This window comes from Lwoffella lincolnii, from assembly GCF_037201985.1.
Lineage (GTDB): Bacteria > Pseudomonadota > Gammaproteobacteria > Pseudomonadales > Moraxellaceae > Psychrobacter > Psychrobacter lincolnii.
Genome location: NZ_CP147511.1, coordinates 77505 through 98011, shown reverse-complemented (window position 1 = coordinate 98011; position 20507 = coordinate 77505). Strand labels below are relative to the sequence as shown.

The window sequence follows — 20507 nt, the reverse complement described above, 5'->3', positions numbered from 1 at the left end:
GGTTCTTATAAACCATCAATATAGGGTAACTTGTTTGTTAAAACTGACTGTGTAAGCTTACCCCCATGTGTTGCCTTTTATGCGATTTTTGCCATTGCCCTTGATAATCTAAAGTGATATTAATATTGGGTGTTAGGTTCATGCCAAGCCCCATGCCTGCCAATAGGCTTGTTTGTGCAATGTCATCACCTGATATGCTAAATTTTTTATTTGGATTAACACCAAAGGCTGTGGTTGTTTGCGTGCGACGACTACCATTTTCTAACATACCTGCCAACATGCCATCTATAAAGACAACGTGATTTAAAGGCTGTTTAAATCGCATGCCAAACATAGAATACAAGCTTTTATGGCTGTTATCATCAACATGTAAATTTAAGATATTATTGCCTGTTTCTTGATAAGCAGGAGAATTGACTTGAACATAATCTAGCGTAGCGAAGGGCGTTAAGTGCTTATCTTTTGTGCCTATTTGGTATGATACGCCAATACCCGCTTGTTTACTATGGGCTTGATATTTGCCATTTGTAGAAATGGTGGTATTGGATAAGGTGAGTTTGCGAGTGGCATCAATATCGCTTTTACCCCCACCGACATAGCCATGTAACTGGGTATTGCCATTATGAAATCCTGTATAGAAAATAGCCTGAGTGGTTTTGGCTTTTAGGTCATGGTAAGCAAGTGATTTTTTGCTGTCAACTTGGCTGGATATCTTACCAAGAATCAAACCTAATTTAATCTGCCCAAAATTACCATCAATACCTGCCATGACACCTTTATCTGTTTTATCAAATCCTAATAGTCCATTAGTTGGATTATCTTGAGAGCTTGTGTTATTAATGATGTTCGCCCATAAGTGACTGCCTTGTTGTGTGTGATGCAAAGCCAAAGGGGCATATTGATGTGATTGTGCGATGAGATGATTTACTTTTCCACCAATTATTGGTTGCATTTGAACTATGGTTTGGTTAATTTGATTTATGTTACCTTGATTTTGTAAGTTTTGGGCGTATAAATTTAAAGCATTACCCAGTGGGTTTTTAGGGTCAGCTAAAAAATCATCTAATGTCTCCGTTAGATTTAGTAGAGAATATTGTTTTTGGTCTTTAGCCATTTTGCTTAGGTTGACTTCAGGAGATTTTAGCTTGGTAGTCAGATGTACCGCATTGTCCTGATAATCTAAGGTCAATAATGGGTTGGCAATCTGATTGCCTTGGCTGTCTAGTACGTTAAATGCCTCTTTAGCAAACTGTCCTTTTAAGGTTTTGGCTTTGATGATATTTTGCCATATATGGTCATTATCCCTTACGCTGCCATCGAGCAACTGTTTGATGGCATCTTGAGCTTTGATTGTTAACCCACCGTTACTAATGTCTGCTGTGCCTGTAACGTTGAGCTTGCCATAGTCATTTTTATCATTTAAAGACAGATGTAATGTTTGGTTTGCTCCAAGAGTATAATCACCATTAATTTTTAAAGTACCTGATTCTAAGATGGTATTGCCAGTCCATTGTTTGCTGTTAGCATCTATGTTCAGCGTGCCTGTGCCTTTTTTGTGAAAGGTTTCTCCTGTTAATTTAGCAACTGCATTGAGTGTGGCATCATGGTCGCTAATCATGGTAAGATTTTTCAAAGTTGCTGTATCGCTATCTTTAAATCCATCAAACAACGTACTTGTTGGTTTCTCAGATAAAGTTAAGGCACTATCCGTTAGAGTAAATTTTGCGATATTATCGCCTGTTTTGTTAATGTCTTTAATTTCAAGACTGGCGTTATCAATATTAACACTACCATGGTTTATGTTTAAAACATTTGAATATAACTCTGATTTATTTTTAATGTCTAATTTACCAATACCATTTGTACCATTTGCCCCAACACTTAAACTTTCAGTTGCCATGACAATAGCATGGTCATCTGCAACGACACTGCCAGTACTATGATATTCTTGTCCTAGATTGATATGTTTAGCAGCAACATTTGACCCATCACCTATGATGTTAATCTCTCCTGTACCACCGCCGATGCCTCCTACAATCAATGCTTCACTGGCGGTTAAGGTTTGTCCGTTTTTGACATTTACCTTACCCACTGCATCACGCCCAATACCAAGTTTGATGTTACTTCCTGATACCACGCCACCACCTTGTATCTCTAAAGTGGTGGTATCATAGCCTCTCGTACCAATCAAAATTTCTTTTCTAGTGGTACTGGCATCTTCTCCTTGGGGTAATGTTAATGTCAGTGAACCGCCTTCACTGATGGTGATGGTACTCTCATTTGATAATAAAATTGTGTCATCATGTTCTTTGGCGGTGTTGATTTCTTGTGTTCTGGTGTACCTTTCAATGGCAATGGCTTGCGTACTTAATGCTGATAAGATGGTAATGCTTAATGTGGTCAAAGACAGCTTACCTATAATTTGGGTACGGTGGTTAGATGGCATACAACACTCCTGATACGATAAAAGATATTGGATAGTCTTTAATTTATCATAAATGTAATAATAATGATAATATTAATGAAAATAATTATCATTATTATTGTGTTGTTTTAGATAATTGTGCATAATACTAAATATACGGCGTATCAATGATGTGCTTACTTAATCATTATTTAAGCGTATAAACAAAACTGTCCAAACGTATCAGGTGATATGGTAGAGAGCGAATGAGTAGTCAATATTTTAATACAGACATGTTAAAGACCATCATGAAATATTACCCAAAACATCAATTACTATTCGGTATTGGGGTATTAGCTTTGATAACCGCCTGTGGTGGTGATGACAATCATGTGGATAGCAATAAAATAACATCATCAAAACCAGCTTTAACAACAGACATCACCACTAACCCCAACATAAATCATTCACAGTCTTTATCACCCCAATCTCATCTAGACATCAATGCCACAGGTGTTAATTTGTGTGCTGATGAAACCAGTAACCATAAAGACTGCACCAAACTTAGCAATGATTGGCAAAATCTAAAGCAAGATGCACAAATAAAAGCAGGCAAGCCATTGTCATATCAGCACATAAAAATAACAAATAGTCATGATGAATGTATACAAGATGTCAACACCAAACAATATTGGGAAAAGAAAACCACCACCAATAAAGACAAACGTTACACTTTTTCTGAAGCTGAAAATTATGTTAAAGCACTAAATGCACGGCGTTATTGTGGGCAAGATAACTGGCGACTGCCACAAATCTATGAATTGTATGCCTTAGTTGACTTTGGTAAAAATCCAAAAACTCAAGAACCCATTGATGATTTTTTCGCCAATGATTTGCCAGTAAGTGATGCTGATGAAGTGAGATATTGGTCAGCAACCATCAGTGCTGATGATTATACCCATGAACACACAGCTTGGTTAAAAACACTACAACTGAGACCATACCTTAGCCAAGGTAAACATGGTCGCAATACCCAGCATGCCGTACGTGCTGTTACTGATTAATCAGCAATTTTGTAAATAATTATTTTGTAAATAATTATCCGTGATAACTGCCATTATTCATTAAGGATTTATTCATGTATTCATTAACGCCAACACTAAAACAACAGCTAAAGATGGGAGGTGTTGTTTTGATGATTTTTCTAGGTGGCACACAACTGGCACAGGCTGACTGTTTTGATTTACCTAAAACCACCCCCAGCAGTCGCTTTACGCCTATAGGTGATGGTTCAAAAATCAAAGACACAAAAACCAACATTATTTGGCAACGTTGTGCCATTGGGCAAACATGGGATAACACTTCTCAAAACTGTGTAGGTAATGCCACAGTATTTAATAGTTGGCAGACCGCTTTACAATCAGTAGCTAGCATGGGAAAGAACACTTATTTACCCAATGTAAAGCAATTGATGAGTTTGGTTGAGCATGCTTGCCATGGGCCCGCCATCAATGAATCGGTATTTAAAGGATTTGACAAACAAGATGATGCAACATGGTACTGGTCATCAACACCTGACATGGCTGATGATAATAATGTGTATGCACTCAATTCTCATTCAGGAACAATCAGAAGTGTGGGTAAAAATTCAACTGGTGTGGTTCGAGCAGTGGTTTTTGAGTAAGGCAGACGCTATGTACAGCCTGAAGTTACCTAAAAACCACATACCAATCACATGGTTTTCAAAGTTTGACAGACATCATCGGATAATAAATCCTTATGAATATTGATAAACCTTTAGATGTACCAATCTCCATATTGATGATGGCTGTTATTTTTGCTGTCATATTAATGGGGTGTGCCTCAGACTACTCATTAAACCATTGGGAAAACCATCAATCTAATCAACACATAAAACAGCTTGAGCAGACACAAAGCACACATTCAAATCTAGAGTTATCAACCCTGATAAATAAATCACAAATTTTTGTGGCAGGAAGCCATGAACGCATGACGTTTGATGAATTTGTAACATATTTGGCAGATAAAGATTATTTAATTTTAGGGGAATATCACAACAATGCCACTCAGCATCAATTGGCATTAGCATTATTGCAAGCCCTGCATGGTCAACGAAAACAAGGCAGTCTATTACTGGAGATGTTACGCATCGACCAGCAACCGTTAATAGATAAGATACAACAAAACCCCCAAATGCTTAACCATCAATCATTAAAAACTGCTCTAAATTGGCAAAATTCATGGGACTGGTCAATATATGGTGATTTAGTGAAACACCCATTTATTCATAACTATAATCTCATTGCCACCAATTTGACCAATGATGAAGTTCAAATACTCATGCAAGGAGCGTATCCCATTAAAGGAAATAAATCAACCAGTTCGCATATTCAAAATACCATTAAAGAACATATTCTAGCCAACCATTCGATAGGTTCAAGTAAAGCACTAAGTCAAACCCAACAACAAATTGTAGACCACATGGTACAGGTTCAACAGTTTCGTGATAGACGCATGGCAGAAAAACTACTATCAGCAAAACAACCTGCATTTTTATTAACAGGTAATCTTCATGCAGATAAGCATATTGGCGTTCCCATACATGTGTTAGATATCACCGAAAAAATGCCCAATAAACCCAATGGTGCTGTGATTGTAATGGTGAATGAGCTGACAGAAGCTGACAGTAAGGAAGCTGACTTTATTTGGGTAATTAATGATTAATCTACCACATTTGTTTTTTTTCATCATGTGGCTCATATGCTCATCACATAGCCAAATCCATGTTTAGATTGGATAATTAACATGTTCAAGCAAAAATATTTATCAGTTCTATCTTTATTATTTATAACATCATACCCAGTTTGGGCAAAAAACAACGTGCCAGTTTTGATAAATACTGCTCCCATCATTGATAAACAGCCAAATTTTACAAATTGGCATGATGATTTACGCCTTGATGATTATGAATGGTTGGTTCACGATGCCAAAGCAGTAAAACATGGACTAATACAAGAAGATGCCCATGCAAATACAATTTTAGACTTAACCTTAGCTGATACCCTCATTGAAGAGATGAAACAACGTCAAGTTAAGCAACCCAAGTGGGAATATTGGCAACATGGGAAATTTGTCTTTAAAAAATCGCTGGTTGGTATGCCTAAATTTTATTATCAACCCAAAATAGAAAATAAAAGTTTACCCAATGCTTGGCGACCATTATGGCAAGGTGACAAACAAAAATCAGTGATGAATTTTTATGACATAAAATACCCAAAAATAAATTCAACTGGTACTCATGTTGCTATTGGCTATGATACCAAAGGTAACGAAAATTATCAGATAGCCATTACTTCATTAAACCAAACCAATCAACAAATAACCCCTATCATTTTTGATGATACTAATGGTGATTTTGTTTGGCTAAATGATGACACTTTACTGTATGTTAACCAAGCAGGCAATGAAGTATTGGCATATTCGCTAAAAACCAAACAAAGTACCAGTATACATAAAAGTCATTATGGGCTTTATGTCAGTTTGAGTACAGCAAGCTCAGATGAATATGTATTCATCACCATAAATAGTCAAACATCAGGAGAAGTTTGGTATTTAGATAAAAAAGTCAATCGTTTAATACCCACCCTATTTAAAGCAAGAACCCCCAACGTGGAATATTATTTAGACCATAATAAAAATGGAGGATTTTATCTTAAAACTAATGGTGATAGGCAGGGAAATTCCATGCCTAATTTTACTTTTTATCAAATGAATTCTTTATCTGATGATGAATTAGATAAATGGCGGACAGTTTTTACCCCAAAACAAAACCAAAGTTTCGAAAGTTTTTTTATCACAGGTGATTGGCTGATTATTAAGTTAAAAGAAAATGGGGTAACGACATTACTTTATCGACCCATTGAAAATAATTCTGATTCTAACCAATCAAATCAATCAATGTGGCACAAGTTAGAATTACCGAAAGAGCATGCCACGGTATGGCTACAAAGTAGCGGGTTCAGTGAGAACTTAGGTGAACTTAATTTTGGCAAAAACCTACTGAGAGTTGGTTATACATCAATGACCACACCGAAAACCGTTCTTACTTATCAATTAAATACAGGTCAATTACTTAATAAACCAAGTAATTTAGACTCTTCTGTAACAAGCCAACGGCTTATCGCCAAAAGCAAGGATAACACCCCTATTCCCATTACCTTGGTGTATAAAAAATCACAAGTTGGGTCAACTCAGTTACCGCAATTAATAGACAGACCCTTACTGGTTTATGGTTATGGGGCGTATGGGCATAGCTTAAATCCGATGTATGGTATGGGTTACAAAAGTCTATTGGATAGAGGATTTGTGTATGCTTTGGTACATGTGCGAGGGGGTGGTGAGCTAGGAGAAGCATGGCATCATGCAGGGCAAGGTTTAAATAAGCCAAACAGTTTTGCTGATTTTATTGCCGCCACACAATTTTTACAGAAACAAGGCATCAGCACACCACAAAAAACCTTTGCCATGGGCGAAAGTGCAGGTGGATTATTGATAGCTAACGCATGTGTACAAGCATCTCAGCTGTATCGGGGCTGTGTGCTACATATGCCTTTGCTTGATGTTTTATCTCCTATGTTAAGAAAGGGGGTAATTTTACCCAAAAGTGAATATGAAGAATGGGGCAATCCAACCAATAAGCATGCTTATAATATCATCAAAAGCTATAGCCCATATGAGATATTAACACCCAAGGTCTATCCTAATATGTTGGTGATTGTAGGACAAGAAGATGTCAGAAGTACGCCTACGGAGGCATTAAAATTTGTGGCGAAGTTACGTTCAATGAATGAATCAGACAATCATGTGTTATTAAAAGTGCATGATGGTGGACATAAAACAGGCGATGGAAGAATGATGAACAATGCCCTATCTTATGCGTTTATGTTAGATATATTACAGCAATAATGCAATAAAAATGCTGCCATAATCAAACACATGACTACCTGAAAATTTTTAAAAACTAATCCTTGGTAAACCCATGAATAAAATAACCACCACTTTTATATTAATACTCATTACCACCGCACAGACCAAGGCGAATGATGGTCATCATGACGCATTTAAAACGATAATCTTAGATGAAGTTAGCGTCCATGCACAAGAAAATAAAAAGGAGCATAAACTATTTGAAAAAGCTGGTTCAGTATCTAGTATTCATGAAAAACAAATAGAAGAAAGTGTTACAGGACTTGATAGCGTGATACGGGCATTACCTGGTACATTTACCTATATGGATACAAACCAAGGCACATTGCAGGTAAATGTGCGTGGTATGACGGGTTTTGGGCGAGTGAATACCTTGATTGATGGTGTCCCACAGACTTTATTTGGAATAACAGCAAGTAGCGAAGATGATAAAGGCTTTCATGAGGGTGGTGCAGGTACGTCCAGTACCTTTGGTGCGGTCATTGACCCCAATTTTTTAGTAGGAGCAGACATTCATAGAGGAGGAATGGTGGGTGCTGGTGGCATGAATGCGTTGATGGGCAATGCCAATTTTCGCACATTAGATGTGGAAGATGTGTTAACAAATGAACAACATTTTGGTGGGCAACTAAAATACAGTCATGGCAACAATAAATTGGGCAGCAATGCCATGATTGCCTTGGCAACTAAAATACCAATGAGTCAGGGAAAATTGGGAGCAGTGTTGGCCTTAAGTGGTGCAAATAAAGGCACAGACTATCAACGTGGTGATGGTAAATCAGCAAGCAGTAACGCTTATGCTGTTTCAAATGTACAAAAGCCCCGCTCCTATTTAGCAAAAATAAACTATCAAAATGATAATCATAAAACCACATTATCTGTCAGAGATTATGATTTAAATAGTGGCGGAAGAGTTTTAAGCAGTCAATCTTATGGACTGAATTATCGTTATGCACCAAGTCAAACTGATTTATCTAATTGGATTGACCTATCATTTTTGGCAAACATGACAATAAATGAACAGACATTAAATCCATCTGCCAAGTACTTTCAGTTAGACAAAGCAAAAAGCATCAATCGCTCAAGCCTGATTGATGTTAATAATACCAGTTATTTTTATCCTAAATTCGCTGACATCAGTACCACCATTGGGGTATCTTTGCAACAAAATGACTACCAAAGACAAGTTCAAGGACAGAATAATGACAATGAAATTCACACCCCTTTTGCTCCAACAGGCAAACAAACCATTTTAGGTTATTATATGAATAACACCTTAGAAAAAGGAAAATATACATTGGATTGGTCTGTGGGGCATACTCAAAGTAAGTTCAATGGTTTTAAGCCTGCATGTGGTGAGGTGGCGGGCATTGTGGTTCGTTGTTTTCCACAAGGTGAGGCGACTATTAATAAAAAAGATAACAAAACACAAGCAAAAATTCAGTTATCAGCACATATCAACGATTGGTTTCGCCCATTTATTAGCCACGCTCAAACCAGTCGTATGCCCAATATTCAAGAAGTATTTTTTAATAATGAAGGGGGCGGATCGATGAACCCATTTTTGCGTCCAGAAGTCGCCAAAACCAATGAGATTGGCTTTAACACACTAAAAACAGGCGTGTTTAAGGATAATGATACTTTAGGAATCAAAGCGGTGCATTTTAATAGCCGTATTGATGATTATATTCATGTACAGTCATTTTATTTAAAAAAAGATGGCAACTTGTCTAATAATATCAACGATGCCAACGCCAGCTTCCATGCCAAACTGGCGGTAAATTCTGTTAAACCTGTTTACAGCCATGGTTACGAATTAACTGCTAATTATACCGCATCCCCTATTTTTGGCACATTATCTTTTACTCGCATTCAGTCTGACCAACCTGTTGATAGCCACTCAGGGCATAGTGACTTTGGGTTTTCAGGTGGTGCAACAAGCCGTTTACCAGAATCCTATTGGACACTAAATGTTGGCACAAAAGGCTTTAATGAGAAACTTCAGCTTGCTAGTACGTTGAGATACTATGGTAAAAATGTTCGTTTAAGACCTGATGGTCTGCAGTCAGATGATGGCATAACCACTTATAAATTACAGACCTTACCTACAGCCCCCATTATCACTGACTTAAACATGTCATATCAGTTTAACAAAAATACATCGGTATATTTAGGGGTAGAAAATGTTTTTGATAAGCTCTATATTCACCCATTAAACCGCCAAAATTCAAATAACGAACAATATGGTGAAGACGGTGAAAGTTTTTTATTTAATAACTATGCCAGAGGGCGGACAGTAAAAATTGGAGCAAATTTACGATTCTAGAAAGTATGGTTTAAATAACATATATGATGACACATAGAATACTTAAACATACTTTAAAAACATGGCAACAACGGATTATTGTCTGTCTATTGGTATCGATACTGCATATCATGGTGGTCATGTTGTTATGGACAGTCAAAATACCTGACCTGCCAAAAAGCTCTATCACCCCATTGGTGATAGAAATGATAAATCTAAATCAAACCAAATCCGCATCAGAGCCGTTAGTCACAATAACGGATAATAGCAATAATACTAACAAAAATAATAATACCAGTTCTAATAATAATACCAATAACACAATAAAAACCACACCTAAAAATAGCGTGCATAACACATTAAACAAGCCGTTAAAATCATTATCCACCATCAGCAGTCAAATCAATCAGATGGTTAACAACCAACCATCTGATAAACAAACAGAACCTGAAAAAAAGAATGAACTTGGAAAAGAGAATGAACTTGAAAGAGAAAAGAAAACAGATGAAAGCATAATTAATCCCAAGTCTTTGGATAATCAAACCAATAATTTCTTCGATGAACAGTTGTCTGATAATAAAACAAATCAAAAGTCAGCAATACATCAGATAAATATCAACAAAGACGGTAATACAGATTTTGTAAACACATCAAATGATGATATGCACACTAATGGTACATACAACACTGGTACGCACAACACGATGACAGATGTCGCAGATGAAGGTCATAAAACTACTCAAAATGACATGTCTTATTCCGTTTTAGAACAAAATTGGCAAGCACAAGTTCGTCTACAATTAGAACATCACCTAATATACCCCAAACAAGCACTTGCAAAGCAATGGGGTGGACAGGTTTTTTTAAAAATTACCGTTGATGCCAATGGTGTGGTTCAGGCAGTCACGATTGCTAAATCTAGCTCAAAAAACATACTAGACAATGAAGCAATTGCCACCACTAAGCGTGCTTCACCATTACCCCCACCACCTGCTACGTTATTACAAGCAAAAAAAACGATAACCTTTAATGTCCCTATGAGTTTTAATTATCAAAAATATCAATAAACGCAAAATACTAATCAGGTGAATATCAGCTTTTTATTTGCCTGCAATCCATTCACCAAATCGCTGATGGCATGAATGTCCAAATGTTGCTGTGCCCGTGTGGTCGCCACATATAAAAGTCGCAACTCTTCTGGGGCAACTTTGATGCCGTGTGTGCTGACATCATAATAAAAATCGTCATCAAGCTGTACTTTTGACCATTCAAGCCCCTTGGCTTTATGGGCGGTGGAGATGACATAATCGGCGTGGGCAGGTTGGCTTAGCCGATTGACGGCCTTGATGAGCACGTTTGTGCCGTGGTCATCTACCAATTTAACCAAAGTCTTGATGTCGCTACCCTCGCTGGTCTCAGCATATTCTTGTACATCACGCCAATTATAAAAATACGCCAACTCGGGCACACCATAAGCGGGATAACCTTGTTTAAGGTTATTTGCTGCTTCACAAAACTTAAGCATGCGTTCAGTGTCAGCTTGTAGGGCTATTTTATACCCTTGCTTAAGTCCAGACAATAATTGCACCATGGCAGCGGCATTGGTGCGACACAGTATGGCATCTTTTTGCCCTTGCTTTGGTATTTTAACCACCTCTGACTGCTTATTTGGATTTCCCCTAAGTGGCACCTCTTCTTGTAATGCTTTTAAAAACACATTGGCAATTTGGGCAATCGGCTCACCAAAACGAAACGACTGGGTTAATAAAGACTGAGGCAAGGGTAAGCGTTTCATGGCATTAACCGCCCCACGCCATTCATATATTTGTTGATGAGCATCACCCACATAGATGACTTGGCTGGGCTGCTGAGTCAAAATGCCCATCATTAAAGGGTCAGCATCTTGAGCTTCATCAAATAACAAAAAATCGGCAGGGATAACAGGCTTAGATAATGCCCACAGTTTCAGATAAATGTCATGCCCAATACCAGCAGAATGACGGGAGTCTATCGATTGTAGCCAACGTTGTTCCACAGCAGGGTATAGTCGTTCTCTGAGCTGTTCGGCTTCATCTTGAGCAATCCAGTTGGGCAAAGGAATGTGGCGAGACGCTGGGTAACTGGCGTGCGTGCTACAAAATTGGCTGACCGCATCGCTGACAAAGCGTGCCAACCGAGCAGGCGATAAAGTAACCAGTTGATTTTTGCCTTCAATTTTACGTCTTACCTGCACACGCTCTAACCCCAAATCATTGCCCAAACGGTCAAGCGATGAACGAGGCAACGACAGCTTGGCGGTGATGTCTCGTGGCACATGACGATATGCCAATGAATGAAAGGTACGACACTCCACATGTGCTGGAAATTTAGTTTGAGCTTCTGTGGCAATTGCCTTGTTAAACGCCAAATACAGCCCCCGACCACGCAACCGTTCACCAATCAACTTTAAGGTTGTGGTCTTACCAGCCCCAGCATACGCCACAATCTTAAATGACTTGCCATCCATCGCCATGTTCAATGCCGTGAGCTGTTCTTCGGTTGGCTGGTTCATATAGATGGGCATGTTTATGTGAGACATAAGCAACTTAGATAAATGGCAGACTAAATGGGATAAGATGAGATAAGACTATAGCAAATTAACAGCCAGTAAAAAACATATAAAATGTATGATTCACTTTTACCATCTAAACCCCTACCAACTGGGGGTAATTTTTTGGACAGCTGGCGTACTGCACGCCTCTACAAGGTCAAAGCAAATTGGGTCATTCCAAGTTTCTTTGGCAAGTTATTTGCTTAAATATTGATTAATGGATTTAATGGATTTACCATTATAATAAATGATGCGTCATCAAAAATTTGCGTCATCAACCATGAAAGATGATTTTGACAGTCTGTTTATGACAACGATAAGATAAAAGGAAATGACCATGCCTACTTTACAAGACCCAAGTTTACTGCGTCAGCAAGCGTTTATTAACAATCAGTGGATTAACGCCAGTGAGACCAGTAACAATACCAATACCAGTAACAATGACACGTCTGATGTCATTAACCCCTTTAACGGTCAAGTCATCGGCACGATTCCTAATCTGTCTAAAGAACAAGTCACTCAAGCAGTCACATTTGCACATCAAGCTCAAACCAAGTGGGCAAAAAAAACCGCCAAAGAACGCAGTCACATATTAAACAAATGGGCAGATTTGATTGACCAGCACAAAGAAGATTTGGCGACCATCATGACCAGCGAACAAGGCAAGCCAATCAGTGAATCTCGAGGTGAGATAGACTATGCCAACAGCTTTATACGTTGGTTTGCCGAAGAGGGCAAACGAGTGTATGGAGATGTTATCCCTGCCACTGATAAAAATTTGCGTTATGTCATCTTAAAACAACCCATTGGTGTGTGTGCAGCGATTACCCCATGGAATTTTCCTGCGGCAATGATTACTCGTAAGGTTGCTCCTGCTTTGGCAGCAGGTTGTACCATGCTTGTTAAGCCTGCAACCGAAACACCATTGACAGCTTTAGCATTAGCAGAACTTGCCCTACGTGCTGGACTGCCTGCAGGGGTTTTACAAATCATCACAGGCAAGTCTTCGATTGTGGGCGAAGTATTCACCCAAGATGACCGTATTCAAAAACTCTCCTTTACAGGTTCAACCGAAGTGGGTCGAACATTAATGTCTCAGTGTGCATCGACGGTAAAAAAACTGTCAATGGAGCTGGGTGGTAATGCCCCTTTTATCGTATTTGAAGATGCCAATCTTGACCATGCTGTTACAGGGTTGATTGCGTCAAAGTATCGCAACGCTGGACAAACGTGTGTGTGCGCCAACCGAATTTACGTGCATTCATCAATAAAAAACCAATTTTTAAGCCTTTTTAAGCAAAAAGTTGACGCACTTAACGTTGGTAATGGCATGAACTCAGATGTGGAGATTGGACCGCTCATCAACCAAGACGCATTAGACAAAGTGCAAAAACTGTTAAAAGATGCGACTGATAAAGGGGCAACACTTGTTACAGGCGGACAAAAACATCATGCTTCTGATTTAAGCTTTGAGCCAACAATCATTACCGATATTAGCGATGATATGGACATTGCTCACGAAGAAATTTTTGGACCGATTGCGCCTGTGTTTATTTTTGATGACGAAGAACAAGTGATGAACCACGCCAATAAAACCATTTATGGCTTGGCAGCTTATTTTTATACCCAAGATTTAAAACGCTCATGGCGGGTAACCGAATGCTTAGAATATGGCATGGTTGCCCAAAACACAGGCGTATTATCTACTGAAGTTGCCCCATTTGGCGGCATCAAGCAATCAGGATTTGGGCGTGAGGGTTCAAAATACGGCATTGAAGAGTATGTTACAACCAAATATTGGTGTGTTGATATCAATTAAAACACATCAGCGTTACTTAAGCGTCAATTTAACTTATCGTGCGTCATGCTCCACCCATCTCTTTTACTCTGATGGTCTTTAACGACGGTCTTTGACTTGGTGAGTTAGGAACAAACATCAGCATAAGCAATCTAACGGCTGCTTTTTTGGGTCAGCAACACATTTGCCAACACCAATCCTAACTCAAACAACCACCACATGGGAATGGCAAGCAACAACATCGACAGACCATCAGGCGGTGTTACCACAGCCGAAACCGCAAAACAACCAACAATGATATAACGACGCTTATCCGCCAGCGACTTGGTAGATACCACCCCTGCCAACACCAACAGCAACGTTAACACAGGTATTTCAAACGTCGCCCCAAACACCAAAAACAGCTTCATGGCAAAACTTAAATAACTGTCAATATCGGTCATCGGTAATACATTATCAGGTGCAAACAGAATAAAAAACCTTAGCACCCCTGTCAGCACCACATAATAAGCAAACGCCACCCCTGCATAAAACAACACCACCGATGACAGCAAAACAGGAACGGCAATTTTCTTTTCGTGCTTATACAAGCCAGGGGCAACAAACGCCCAAATTTGATATAAAATCATCGGCATTGCCAAAAATACCGCCAAAAATAACGTCAATCTGATGGGTGTCATAAAAGGCGTGGTTATATCAGTGGCAATCATGGACGAACCAGCAGGTAATAACGCCACCAAAGGACTTGAAAACAACGCATACAACTCTCGAGCAAACCCAACCAATAATAAAAAAATCAGCAACACGCCCCCAAAAATCTTAATCAAACGACCACGTAGCTCAATCAGATGTTCGGTAATGGGCATGTCGCTTAACGTCTCTGGCACATTGCTTTGTTGAGACTGCTGGGTGGACAAGGTGGTGCTGTCATCGGTAGCAGGGCTGGGGGTGTCCGATTTTTGTGAGTCTTTGGACTGATGGTCTGCGTTCATGCGAATTGGGCTTAAATGATTTATTTTTTAGGGTCATTTTGGTTGATGTTATTTTGGTTGGGCTTATCTTGATTGAGATGATTTTTATTAAGATGGTTTTTATTGAGATGGTTTTGGTCGACAAGTGATGACTGATTTGTCAACAGGACTTGATTAAGTAAGGGGTCAGCACGTAAATTGGGCAATCTGGGTGCAGGCGGTAGGCGACGCATTTTTTCTGCATCACCAATCACAAACCAACGCCCTGCCAATGGCACATTAGCCATCTGGCTAACATTTGCTGGTAAATACGTGGTTTTATTTTGGGCTGCTTGTTGTTGCATCTGTTGTAGGTTACCATGCAACGCTTGCATTTGTTGTTGCATTTGTGCTTCAGTTTGGCGAATTTTTGCCAGCTCTGCTTGTAGCTGTTTGCGAGTTTCTGCCAAATCCAGCTCAGTTTCAATATCATGTTGTAAATTGGCAACAGTACGGCGAAATTTGGCATACCATTGCCCTGCCGTACGTGCCGCCTGTGGCAACTTCTCTGGCCCTAAAATAATCAAAGCCAACGCTGAGAAAATCAGCAGTTCAGAAAAACCAATATCAAACATCATCGCATCGCATCAAAAACCAAAAAGTCAAAAACCCAATCAACCCTAAACCCAATCAACCTTGTTGCTCATCTTGATAAACACGCTGGTCAGCAGGTGTGCTTTTTTTATGGTCTAATGCTTCATGGTCTAACACACGGTTTTGTTGGACACGCTGTTCTTTTTCATCGTCTCTGACCGCATTTTTAAAATCTCTGACCGCACCACCCACATCTTTACCAAAATTTTTAAGCTTGGCAGTACCAAACACCACCACCACCACCACCAATAAAATAATCCAATGGATAATAGAAAAACTGCCGCCCATGTCATGTTCCTTATATGTTTGCTTATTTTTGTTTTGGCACAAGCCACAAAAATGATGCCAATAAAGGTCAAATGCCATCTCTTGTCTTGACCAACATTGACCAAAAGACGCTTAGTTGTTGTTACGATTGGCTTTTTCTGTCAATCCAGACAAACCAAACCGCCTTGCCAACTCTTTCAATACATGGCTTGAGTCCATATTAAACCACGCCAACATGACCATTGTATGAAACCATAAGTCAGCAATTTCATAAATCAAATCATTTTTTATAATCACTTGTGACGCATTGGTTGGTTTATCCAAGCGGTTTGTTGTGTTTGTTTGTGATAAGTGATGTGCATAATCTTTGGCAGCTATCAGGGTTTCGGTGGCTTCTTCGCCCACTTTTTCTAAGATTTTATTGATGCCTTTGGCATACAAACTGGCAACGTATGAATCATCGGCATCGGCAGTTTTACGAGCGTGTAGTTGTTTATCCAACTCAATCAATATGGTGGCTGGCTGGCTGTTAAATGTGGCAGAAGAAGTGTGTTGATTGTCGTTGTGATTGTCGTTGTGATTGTTGTTGTGAAGATTATCGTCATTATGATTGTTGTTGCCATAAATATCATGCGGGGGTTTTAAAACAGCATCAATCGTCTGCCAAGTTGGGGTGGGACTTTGGGTGTCTAATCGCTGATAAAAACAAGACGCTCGTCCTGTATGGCAAGCGATGCCCCCTAACTGCGTTACCATTAATACAATGACATCAGCATCACAATCTAGGCGGATTTCATGAACAATTTGGGTATGCCCTGACGTTTCGCCCTTATGCCACAACTGACCACGAGAACGAGAAAAATACACCGCTGTGTTGGTTTGTGCAGTGAGCTTTAACGCTTCTTTATTCATCCAAGCCATCATCAAAATGCGTCCACTGGCGTGGTCTTGAGCAATGGCTGGTATCAGTCCATCAGCATTGTACTGTGGGGCATCTAGCCAATCGGCAGAAGAAATGACAGCAGACATGGCAGTTACCTTAATTTATCAAATCGAGTTTATCAAATTTCAAAGGGCTCATGATACAAAGCTTGCATCAGTTCATCATCAAATGTGGTCATTTGATTTTTGCGATAATCAAAGTTAACAATATTGGCTTGAGCCTTAGCAACCAAAGAGCCATCATACATGCGACTGACCTTAAAAATCATATTGGCAGTATGCTGATTGATGCCATCGATACCCACTTCAAATAATAACTCTTCCCTGGCCTTAATGCGTGTGGGGAAATTGATTTGTAAATCCGTCATGATGGGACCTTGATAATTGGCATTCACGTCCTTGATGCCTTGCGAATAAAAGTAGCGTGCTTTTGCTTCAGTCAGCAAGGCACACATGGCTTCCATGGTCAAAAACTGTCCAACATCAATCTCAGTATAGCGGACACGCATGACGGTCTCAAACACAAACATGCTTTCATTTAGCGTGATTTCTTGCGTTGCCAAGATAAGCTCCTTAATCTTACTTATTTTCATTGATGATGTCTTTAACAAGGTAAAGCATAAGGTGTTTTTAATATCGTATCTTTATAGAAGACATTTTATAGAATGTATTATTTCATCATCGCCATCATGTCATTTTTTGTAAAAGTAAACCTTTGTATCATATCAGCATCATGGCAAAAGTTGTATAGAAAATCACAAAAAATCCAGCAAAAATCACTTGGTGTACAGGCATACAATCCTACTTATCCATACTGACCGTTTGGACAATGACATGACACAACCATGACATGACAAAAAACAGTCAAGAAAACGTTTGATAAAAACCTTTGATAAAAACCTTTGCTAATCATTGCCAAATATAATCATTGCCAAAAAAGAACCAATTTGCTAAAATCTCATCTCCCACCTCAAGGCATATGGCAATTTTCAGTCATGCTTTAAGACAACTCAAAGACAGCGTTAAAACAGCTTAGCCTTTAGGCTGTTAAAAAATCTTTAGGCTGTTAAAAGTTTTTGACTGTTAAACCCAAACTCATTGGGTGTTCACTCATTAAGTGAACCCGCTGTATGACAAACAGGTATTTTATCAAGGCAATGTCATTGTAAAATCAAGCATTGTGTGATTAAGAGGTCTTCTTATGAAAGTTAAATTAAAAACCAAACGTGGTGCTGCTAAGCGTTTTAAAAAAACCGCCACTGGCTTTAAGCGTAAACAAGCGTTTAAGCGTCATATTCTAACCAAAAAATCTCCTAAGCGTATTCGTCAATTGCGTGGATTAACAATGGTACACAAGTCAGATGAAGCATCTATCCGCCGCATGTGTCCATACATCTAAATCTGTCTTTTTTTTTCGCAATTTTTTGATTACATAATAATATAGGAGAGCATCATGGCTCGTGTAAAACGTGGTGTACAAGCAAATCGCCGTCATAAAAAAATCTTAAATCGTGCCAAAGGCTATTATGGGGCACGCTCTCGTGTGTATCGTGTGGCGGTACAGGCAGTTACTAAAGCTGGTCAATATGCGTATCGTGACCGCCGTAATAAAAAGCGTTCATTCCGCCGTTTGTGGATTGCTCGTATTAACGCAGGTGCTCGTCAAAATGGCTTAAGCTACAATCGCTTTATCAACGGCTTAAAGCGTGCCAATATTGAGATTGACCGCCGTGTGTTGGCTGACATTGCCATGCATGATGCCAAAGCATTCACTGCTTTAACTGAGCAGGCAAAACAGGCCTTGGCATGATGAGTGCCAAAAACACATGACACAAAAAAGCCATTAAGCGTACTTAATGGCTTTTTGGCATATGGCTTTTTGGCACATTGATGCCACGCACATTGATGCCACGCACATTGATGCCACGCACATTGATACATTAGGACGACATCATGAACCTATCTCAACACAAAGCCAACATCACCCACATTGACGGTCAGCTACACCACAATCACAACACCCGTATCGGCATTGTGGTTGGTCGTTTTAACGGTTATATCGTTGAATCCTTGGTAGACGGAGCGATTGACACCTTATTGCGTCATGGCGTGGTTGGCGACAACATCACCGTGGTGCGTGTGCCAGGGGCATTTGAGTTACCCATCACTGCCCAACGCATGGCGGAATCTGACCACTTTGATGCCATCATCGCTCTTGGTGCGGTCATTCGTGGTAGCACACCCCACTTTGATTATGTGGCAGGCGAATCAGCAAAAGGTTTGGGTGGTGTGGCAACTGACTATGATATCCCTGTGGTGAATGGGGTATTAACCACCAACAGCATTGAACAAGCCATTGAGCGAGCTGGCACAAAAGCAGGCAACAAAGGCTCAGAAGCCGCCATGACCGCTCTTGAGATGGTGTCGGTATTAAGTCAGTTAGACGATTTATCTGCTGATGATACAAACACCTAAGCCATATTTGTGCCATCAAAACAATCATAAGGGCAATCCATACAAGAAATCGCCCCAAACTTATCTAAGCATCACTAAAGTATCATTGACAGCAACCGCAAATATTACAAAAGTATCATCAATTCACTAAAGATTAAAGACGCCAATATTCCATGCCCAAAGATAAATACAACGCTCAAACAAACATTGAGCCAAGCGATAACAACGATAACAACAGCCAAACCATCACCTACAAAACCACCCACACCGCCGTACGCAAGGCAAGACGCTTTGCCTTGCAAGGCTTATATGAATGGCTGATGACTGACCGCCGTTTTGCCCAAATGGGTCAACATAACTGGCAATCCAACCCACCACATGCCATCGCTGCCCGTACTCGTGCTGATAATGCCATGCACACCGTACATTTGGGCTACTATCATCAACTGATGCGTGATATCCCTGCCCAAATTGATGAATTAGAAGCCCTGATTGTCAGCCAACTTGACAGAGAGTTATCCAAACTTGACATCATCGAACACGCCATTTTACTCATTGGCACTTATGAGCTTAAACATAGCCTGCATATCCCCTATAAAGTGGTGTTAGATGAAGCAATGAAGCTCAATGTCCATTTTGGGGCAACCGATGCTCATAAGCTCATCAATGCCGTCATGGATAAGATTGCCAAAAATTTGCGTCAGCCAGAAGTACAAGCTGATAAACAAAAAACCAAAAATGAACACTCATTGTAAAACATCAAGATAGGACATGCCATACGCCCCAAAACAACATGCCAAGTTAAAATTTGTGCTAAAATAGCCACACATATTGGCAAAAATCATCAACCAGTCATCACATGTTTACCGTATTTTTAAACCGTCTTAAGCGTCAAGCGTCAAGCGTCAAGCGTCAAGCGTCAAGCGTCAAGCGTCAAGCGTCAAGCGTCAAGCGTCAAGCGTCAAGCGTCAAGCGTCAAGCGTCAAGCGTCAAGCGTCAAGCGTCAAGCGTCAAGCGTCAAGCGTCAAGCGTCAAGCGTCAAGCGTCAAGCGTCAACGATTATCTGCACATGACACAACTTGTCAACCCCTTAACGCCCTAATTTTTCTTTTTCTACCAAAGCCTGCTTTTATGTG

Annotated in this window: 20 protein-coding genes; 13 read left to right on the top strand and 7 right to left on the bottom strand. The window is 39.7% G+C overall.

The features are described 5' to 3' along the window. Positions 1–37: 37 nt before the first annotated feature. Entirely contained in the window at positions 38–2446 is a 2409-nt protein-coding gene (locus tag WDM69_RS00485; RefSeq protein ID WP_078307710.1) for an autotransporter outer membrane beta-barrel domain-containing protein, read from the bottom strand. A gap of 224 nt (positions 2447–2670) precedes the next feature. On the opposite strand from WDM69_RS00485, the gene WDM69_RS00480 reads away from it, so the two are divergent. From WDM69_RS00480 to WDM69_RS00455, 6 genes are all read left to right on the top strand, one after another. Next, positions 2671–3468 carry a DUF1566 domain-containing protein gene (locus WDM69_RS00480; protein ID WP_078307712.1) on the top strand — a complete coding sequence of 266 codons (798 nt, stop codon included), beginning with the start codon at positions 2671–2673 and terminating at the stop codon, positions 3466–3468. Positions 3469–3542: 74 nt separating this feature from the next. Further along, positions 3543–4088, top strand: coding sequence for a DUF1566 domain-containing protein (locus WDM69_RS00475; protein WP_078307714.1), 546 nt, complete (start codon positions 3543–3545; stop codon positions 4086–4088). Between the two features lie 95 nt (positions 4089–4183). Beyond that, positions 4184–5149 carry a ChaN family lipoprotein gene (locus tag WDM69_RS00470; protein WP_078307715.1) on the top strand — a complete coding sequence of 322 codons (966 nt, stop codon included), beginning with the start codon at positions 4184–4186 and terminating at the stop codon, positions 5147–5149. A 156-nt stretch (positions 5150–5305) separates the two neighbouring features. Continuing rightward, complete coding sequence (locus WDM69_RS00465; RefSeq protein WP_158077879.1) at positions 5306–7390, top strand: prolyl oligopeptidase family serine peptidase; 2085 nt, start codon at positions 5306–5308, stop codon at positions 7388–7390. Between the two features lie 73 nt (positions 7391–7463). After that, entirely contained in the window at positions 7464–9737 is a 2274-nt protein-coding gene (locus WDM69_RS00460) for a TonB-dependent receptor domain-containing protein (protein ID WP_078307718.1), read from the top strand. Between the two features lie 185 nt (positions 9738–9922). Beyond that, positions 9923–10783, top strand: a complete 861-nt coding sequence (locus tag WDM69_RS00455; protein WP_158077880.1) for an energy transducer TonB — start codon at positions 9923–9925, stop codon at positions 10781–10783. Between the two features lie 14 nt (positions 10784–10797). Here the strand turns inward: WDM69_RS00455 and WDM69_RS00450 are convergent, their stop codons facing one another. Then, positions 10798–12294: a UvrD-helicase domain-containing protein gene (locus WDM69_RS00450; protein ID WP_338755464.1), complete on the bottom strand. Its 1497-nt coding sequence runs from the start codon at positions 12292–12294 to the stop codon at positions 10798–10800. A 349-nt stretch (positions 12295–12643) separates the two neighbouring features. On the opposite strand from WDM69_RS00450, the gene WDM69_RS00445 reads away from it, so the two are divergent. Continuing rightward, positions 12644–14125 carry an NAD-dependent succinate-semialdehyde dehydrogenase gene (locus WDM69_RS00445; protein ID WP_338755463.1) on the top strand — a complete coding sequence of 494 codons (1482 nt, stop codon included), beginning with the start codon at positions 12644–12646 and terminating at the stop codon, positions 14123–14125. Positions 14126–14256: 131 nt separating this feature from the next. Here WDM69_RS00445 and tatC read toward each other — a convergent pair whose 3' ends face one another. The 5 genes from tatC to WDM69_RS00420 form a co-directional block, all read right to left on the bottom strand. Then, positions 14257–14970, bottom strand: a complete 714-nt coding sequence (tatC, locus tag WDM69_RS00440; RefSeq protein WP_240494918.1) for a twin-arginine translocase subunit TatC — start codon at positions 14968–14970, stop codon at positions 14257–14259. Between the two features lie 146 nt (positions 14971–15116). Next, positions 15117–15692: a Sec-independent protein translocase protein TatB gene (gene tatB / locus WDM69_RS00435; protein ID WP_338755462.1), complete on the bottom strand. Its 576-nt coding sequence runs from the start codon at positions 15690–15692 to the stop codon at positions 15117–15119. A gap of 52 nt (positions 15693–15744) precedes the next feature. Beyond that, entirely contained in the window at positions 15745–15996 is a 252-nt protein-coding gene (gene tatA / locus WDM69_RS00430; protein ID WP_338755461.1) for a Sec-independent protein translocase subunit TatA, read from the bottom strand. Positions 15997–16107: 111 nt separating this feature from the next. Further along, positions 16108–17004 carry a phosphoribosyl-AMP cyclohydrolase gene (gene hisI, locus WDM69_RS00425; protein WP_338755460.1) on the bottom strand — a complete coding sequence of 299 codons (897 nt, stop codon included), beginning with the start codon at positions 17002–17004 and terminating at the stop codon, positions 16108–16110. A 32-nt stretch (positions 17005–17036) separates the two neighbouring features. Next, entirely contained in the window at positions 17037–17480 is a 444-nt protein-coding gene (locus tag WDM69_RS00420) for an acyl-CoA thioesterase (RefSeq protein WP_338755459.1), read from the bottom strand. A gap of 638 nt (positions 17481–18118) precedes the next feature. Here WDM69_RS00420 and rpmI point away from each other — a divergent pair. The 6 genes from rpmI (at position 18119) to WDM69_RS00390 (ending at position 20473) form a co-directional block, all read left to right on the top strand. Then, positions 18119–18316, top strand: a complete 198-nt coding sequence (rpmI, locus tag WDM69_RS00415) for a 50S ribosomal protein L35 (protein ID WP_078307728.1) — start codon at positions 18119–18121, stop codon at positions 18314–18316. 54 nt (positions 18317–18370) lie between these two features. Continuing rightward, positions 18371–18727, top strand: coding sequence for a 50S ribosomal protein L20 (gene rplT / locus WDM69_RS00410; RefSeq protein ID WP_078307729.1), 357 nt, complete (start codon positions 18371–18373; stop codon positions 18725–18727). A gap of 61 nt (positions 18728–18788) precedes the next feature. Further along, on the top strand, positions 18789–18911 hold the full coding sequence (locus WDM69_RS00405; protein ID WP_338755458.1) for a hypothetical protein: 123 nt from the start codon (positions 18789–18791) through the stop codon (positions 18909–18911). Next, positions 18871–19392 (top strand): 6,7-dimethyl-8-ribityllumazine synthase, encoded by a 522-nt coding sequence (ribE, locus tag WDM69_RS00400; protein ID WP_338755457.1) that lies wholly within the window; start codon positions 18871–18873, stop codon positions 19390–19392. The genes WDM69_RS00405 and ribE overlap by 41 nt, the downstream gene beginning before the upstream one ends. 152 nt (positions 19393–19544) lie before the next feature. Then, a complete protein-coding gene (gene nusB / locus WDM69_RS00395) occupies positions 19545–20126 on the top strand; it encodes a transcription antitermination factor NusB (protein WP_338755456.1) in 582 nt (193 codons plus the stop codon). Between the two features lie 104 nt (positions 20127–20230). After that, complete coding sequence (locus tag WDM69_RS00390; RefSeq protein ID WP_338755455.1) at positions 20231–20473, top strand: hypothetical protein; 243 nt, start codon at positions 20231–20233, stop codon at positions 20471–20473. Positions 20474–20507 lie beyond the last annotated feature (34 nt).

What these genes read in the sequence shown, in the direction of transcription:
- WDM69_RS00485 (WP_078307710.1), bottom strand. Translation starts at nt 2,446, where the DNA reads ATGCCATCTAACCACCGTACCCAAATTATAGGTAAGCTGTCTTTGACC.
- WDM69_RS00480 (WP_078307712.1), top strand. Translation starts at nt 2,671, where the DNA reads ATGAGTAGTCAATATTTTAATACAGACATGTTAAAGACCATCATGAAA.
- WDM69_RS00475 (WP_078307714.1), top strand. Translation starts at nt 3,543, where the DNA reads ATGTATTCATTAACGCCAACACTAAAACAACAGCTAAAGATGGGAGGT.
- WDM69_RS00470 (WP_078307715.1), top strand. Translation starts at nt 4,184, where the DNA reads ATGAATATTGATAAACCTTTAGATGTACCAATCTCCATATTGATGATG.
- WDM69_RS00460 (WP_078307718.1), top strand. Translation starts at nt 7,464, where the DNA reads ATGAATAAAATAACCACCACTTTTATATTAATACTCATTACCACCGCA.
- WDM69_RS00455 (WP_158077880.1), top strand. Translation starts at nt 9,923, where the DNA reads ATGATAAATCTAAATCAAACCAAATCCGCATCAGAGCCGTTAGTCACA.
- WDM69_RS00450 (WP_338755464.1), bottom strand. Translation starts at nt 12,294, where the DNA reads ATGTCTCACATAAACATGCCCATCTATATGAACCAGCCAACCGAAGAA.
- WDM69_RS00445 (WP_338755463.1), top strand. Translation starts at nt 12,644, where the DNA reads ATGCCTACTTTACAAGACCCAAGTTTACTGCGTCAGCAAGCGTTTATT.
- tatC (WP_240494918.1), bottom strand. Translation starts at nt 14,970, where the DNA reads ATGCCCATTACCGAACATCTGATTGAGCTACGTGGTCGTTTGATTAAG.
- tatB (WP_338755462.1), bottom strand. Translation starts at nt 15,692, where the DNA reads ATGATGTTTGATATTGGTTTTTCTGAACTGCTGATTTTCTCAGCGTTG.
- tatA (WP_338755461.1), bottom strand. Translation starts at nt 15,996, where the DNA reads ATGGGCGGCAGTTTTTCTATTATCCATTGGATTATTTTATTGGTGGTG.
- hisI (WP_338755460.1), bottom strand. Translation starts at nt 17,004, where the DNA reads ATGTCTGCTGTCATTTCTTCTGCCGATTGGCTAGATGCCCCACAGTAC.
- rpmI (WP_078307728.1), top strand. Translation starts at nt 18,119, where the DNA reads ATGAAAGTTAAATTAAAAACCAAACGTGGTGCTGCTAAGCGTTTTAAA.
- rplT (WP_078307729.1), top strand. Translation starts at nt 18,371, where the DNA reads ATGGCTCGTGTAAAACGTGGTGTACAAGCAAATCGCCGTCATAAAAAA.
- WDM69_RS00405 (WP_338755458.1), top strand. Translation starts at nt 18,789, where the DNA reads ATGGCTTTTTGGCACATTGATGCCACGCACATTGATGCCACGCACATT.
- ribE (WP_338755457.1), top strand. Translation starts at nt 18,871, where the DNA reads ATGAACCTATCTCAACACAAAGCCAACATCACCCACATTGACGGTCAG.
- nusB (WP_338755456.1), top strand. Translation starts at nt 19,545, where the DNA reads ATGCCCAAAGATAAATACAACGCTCAAACAAACATTGAGCCAAGCGAT.
- WDM69_RS00390 (WP_338755455.1), top strand. Translation starts at nt 20,231, where the DNA reads ATGTTTACCGTATTTTTAAACCGTCTTAAGCGTCAAGCGTCAAGCGTC.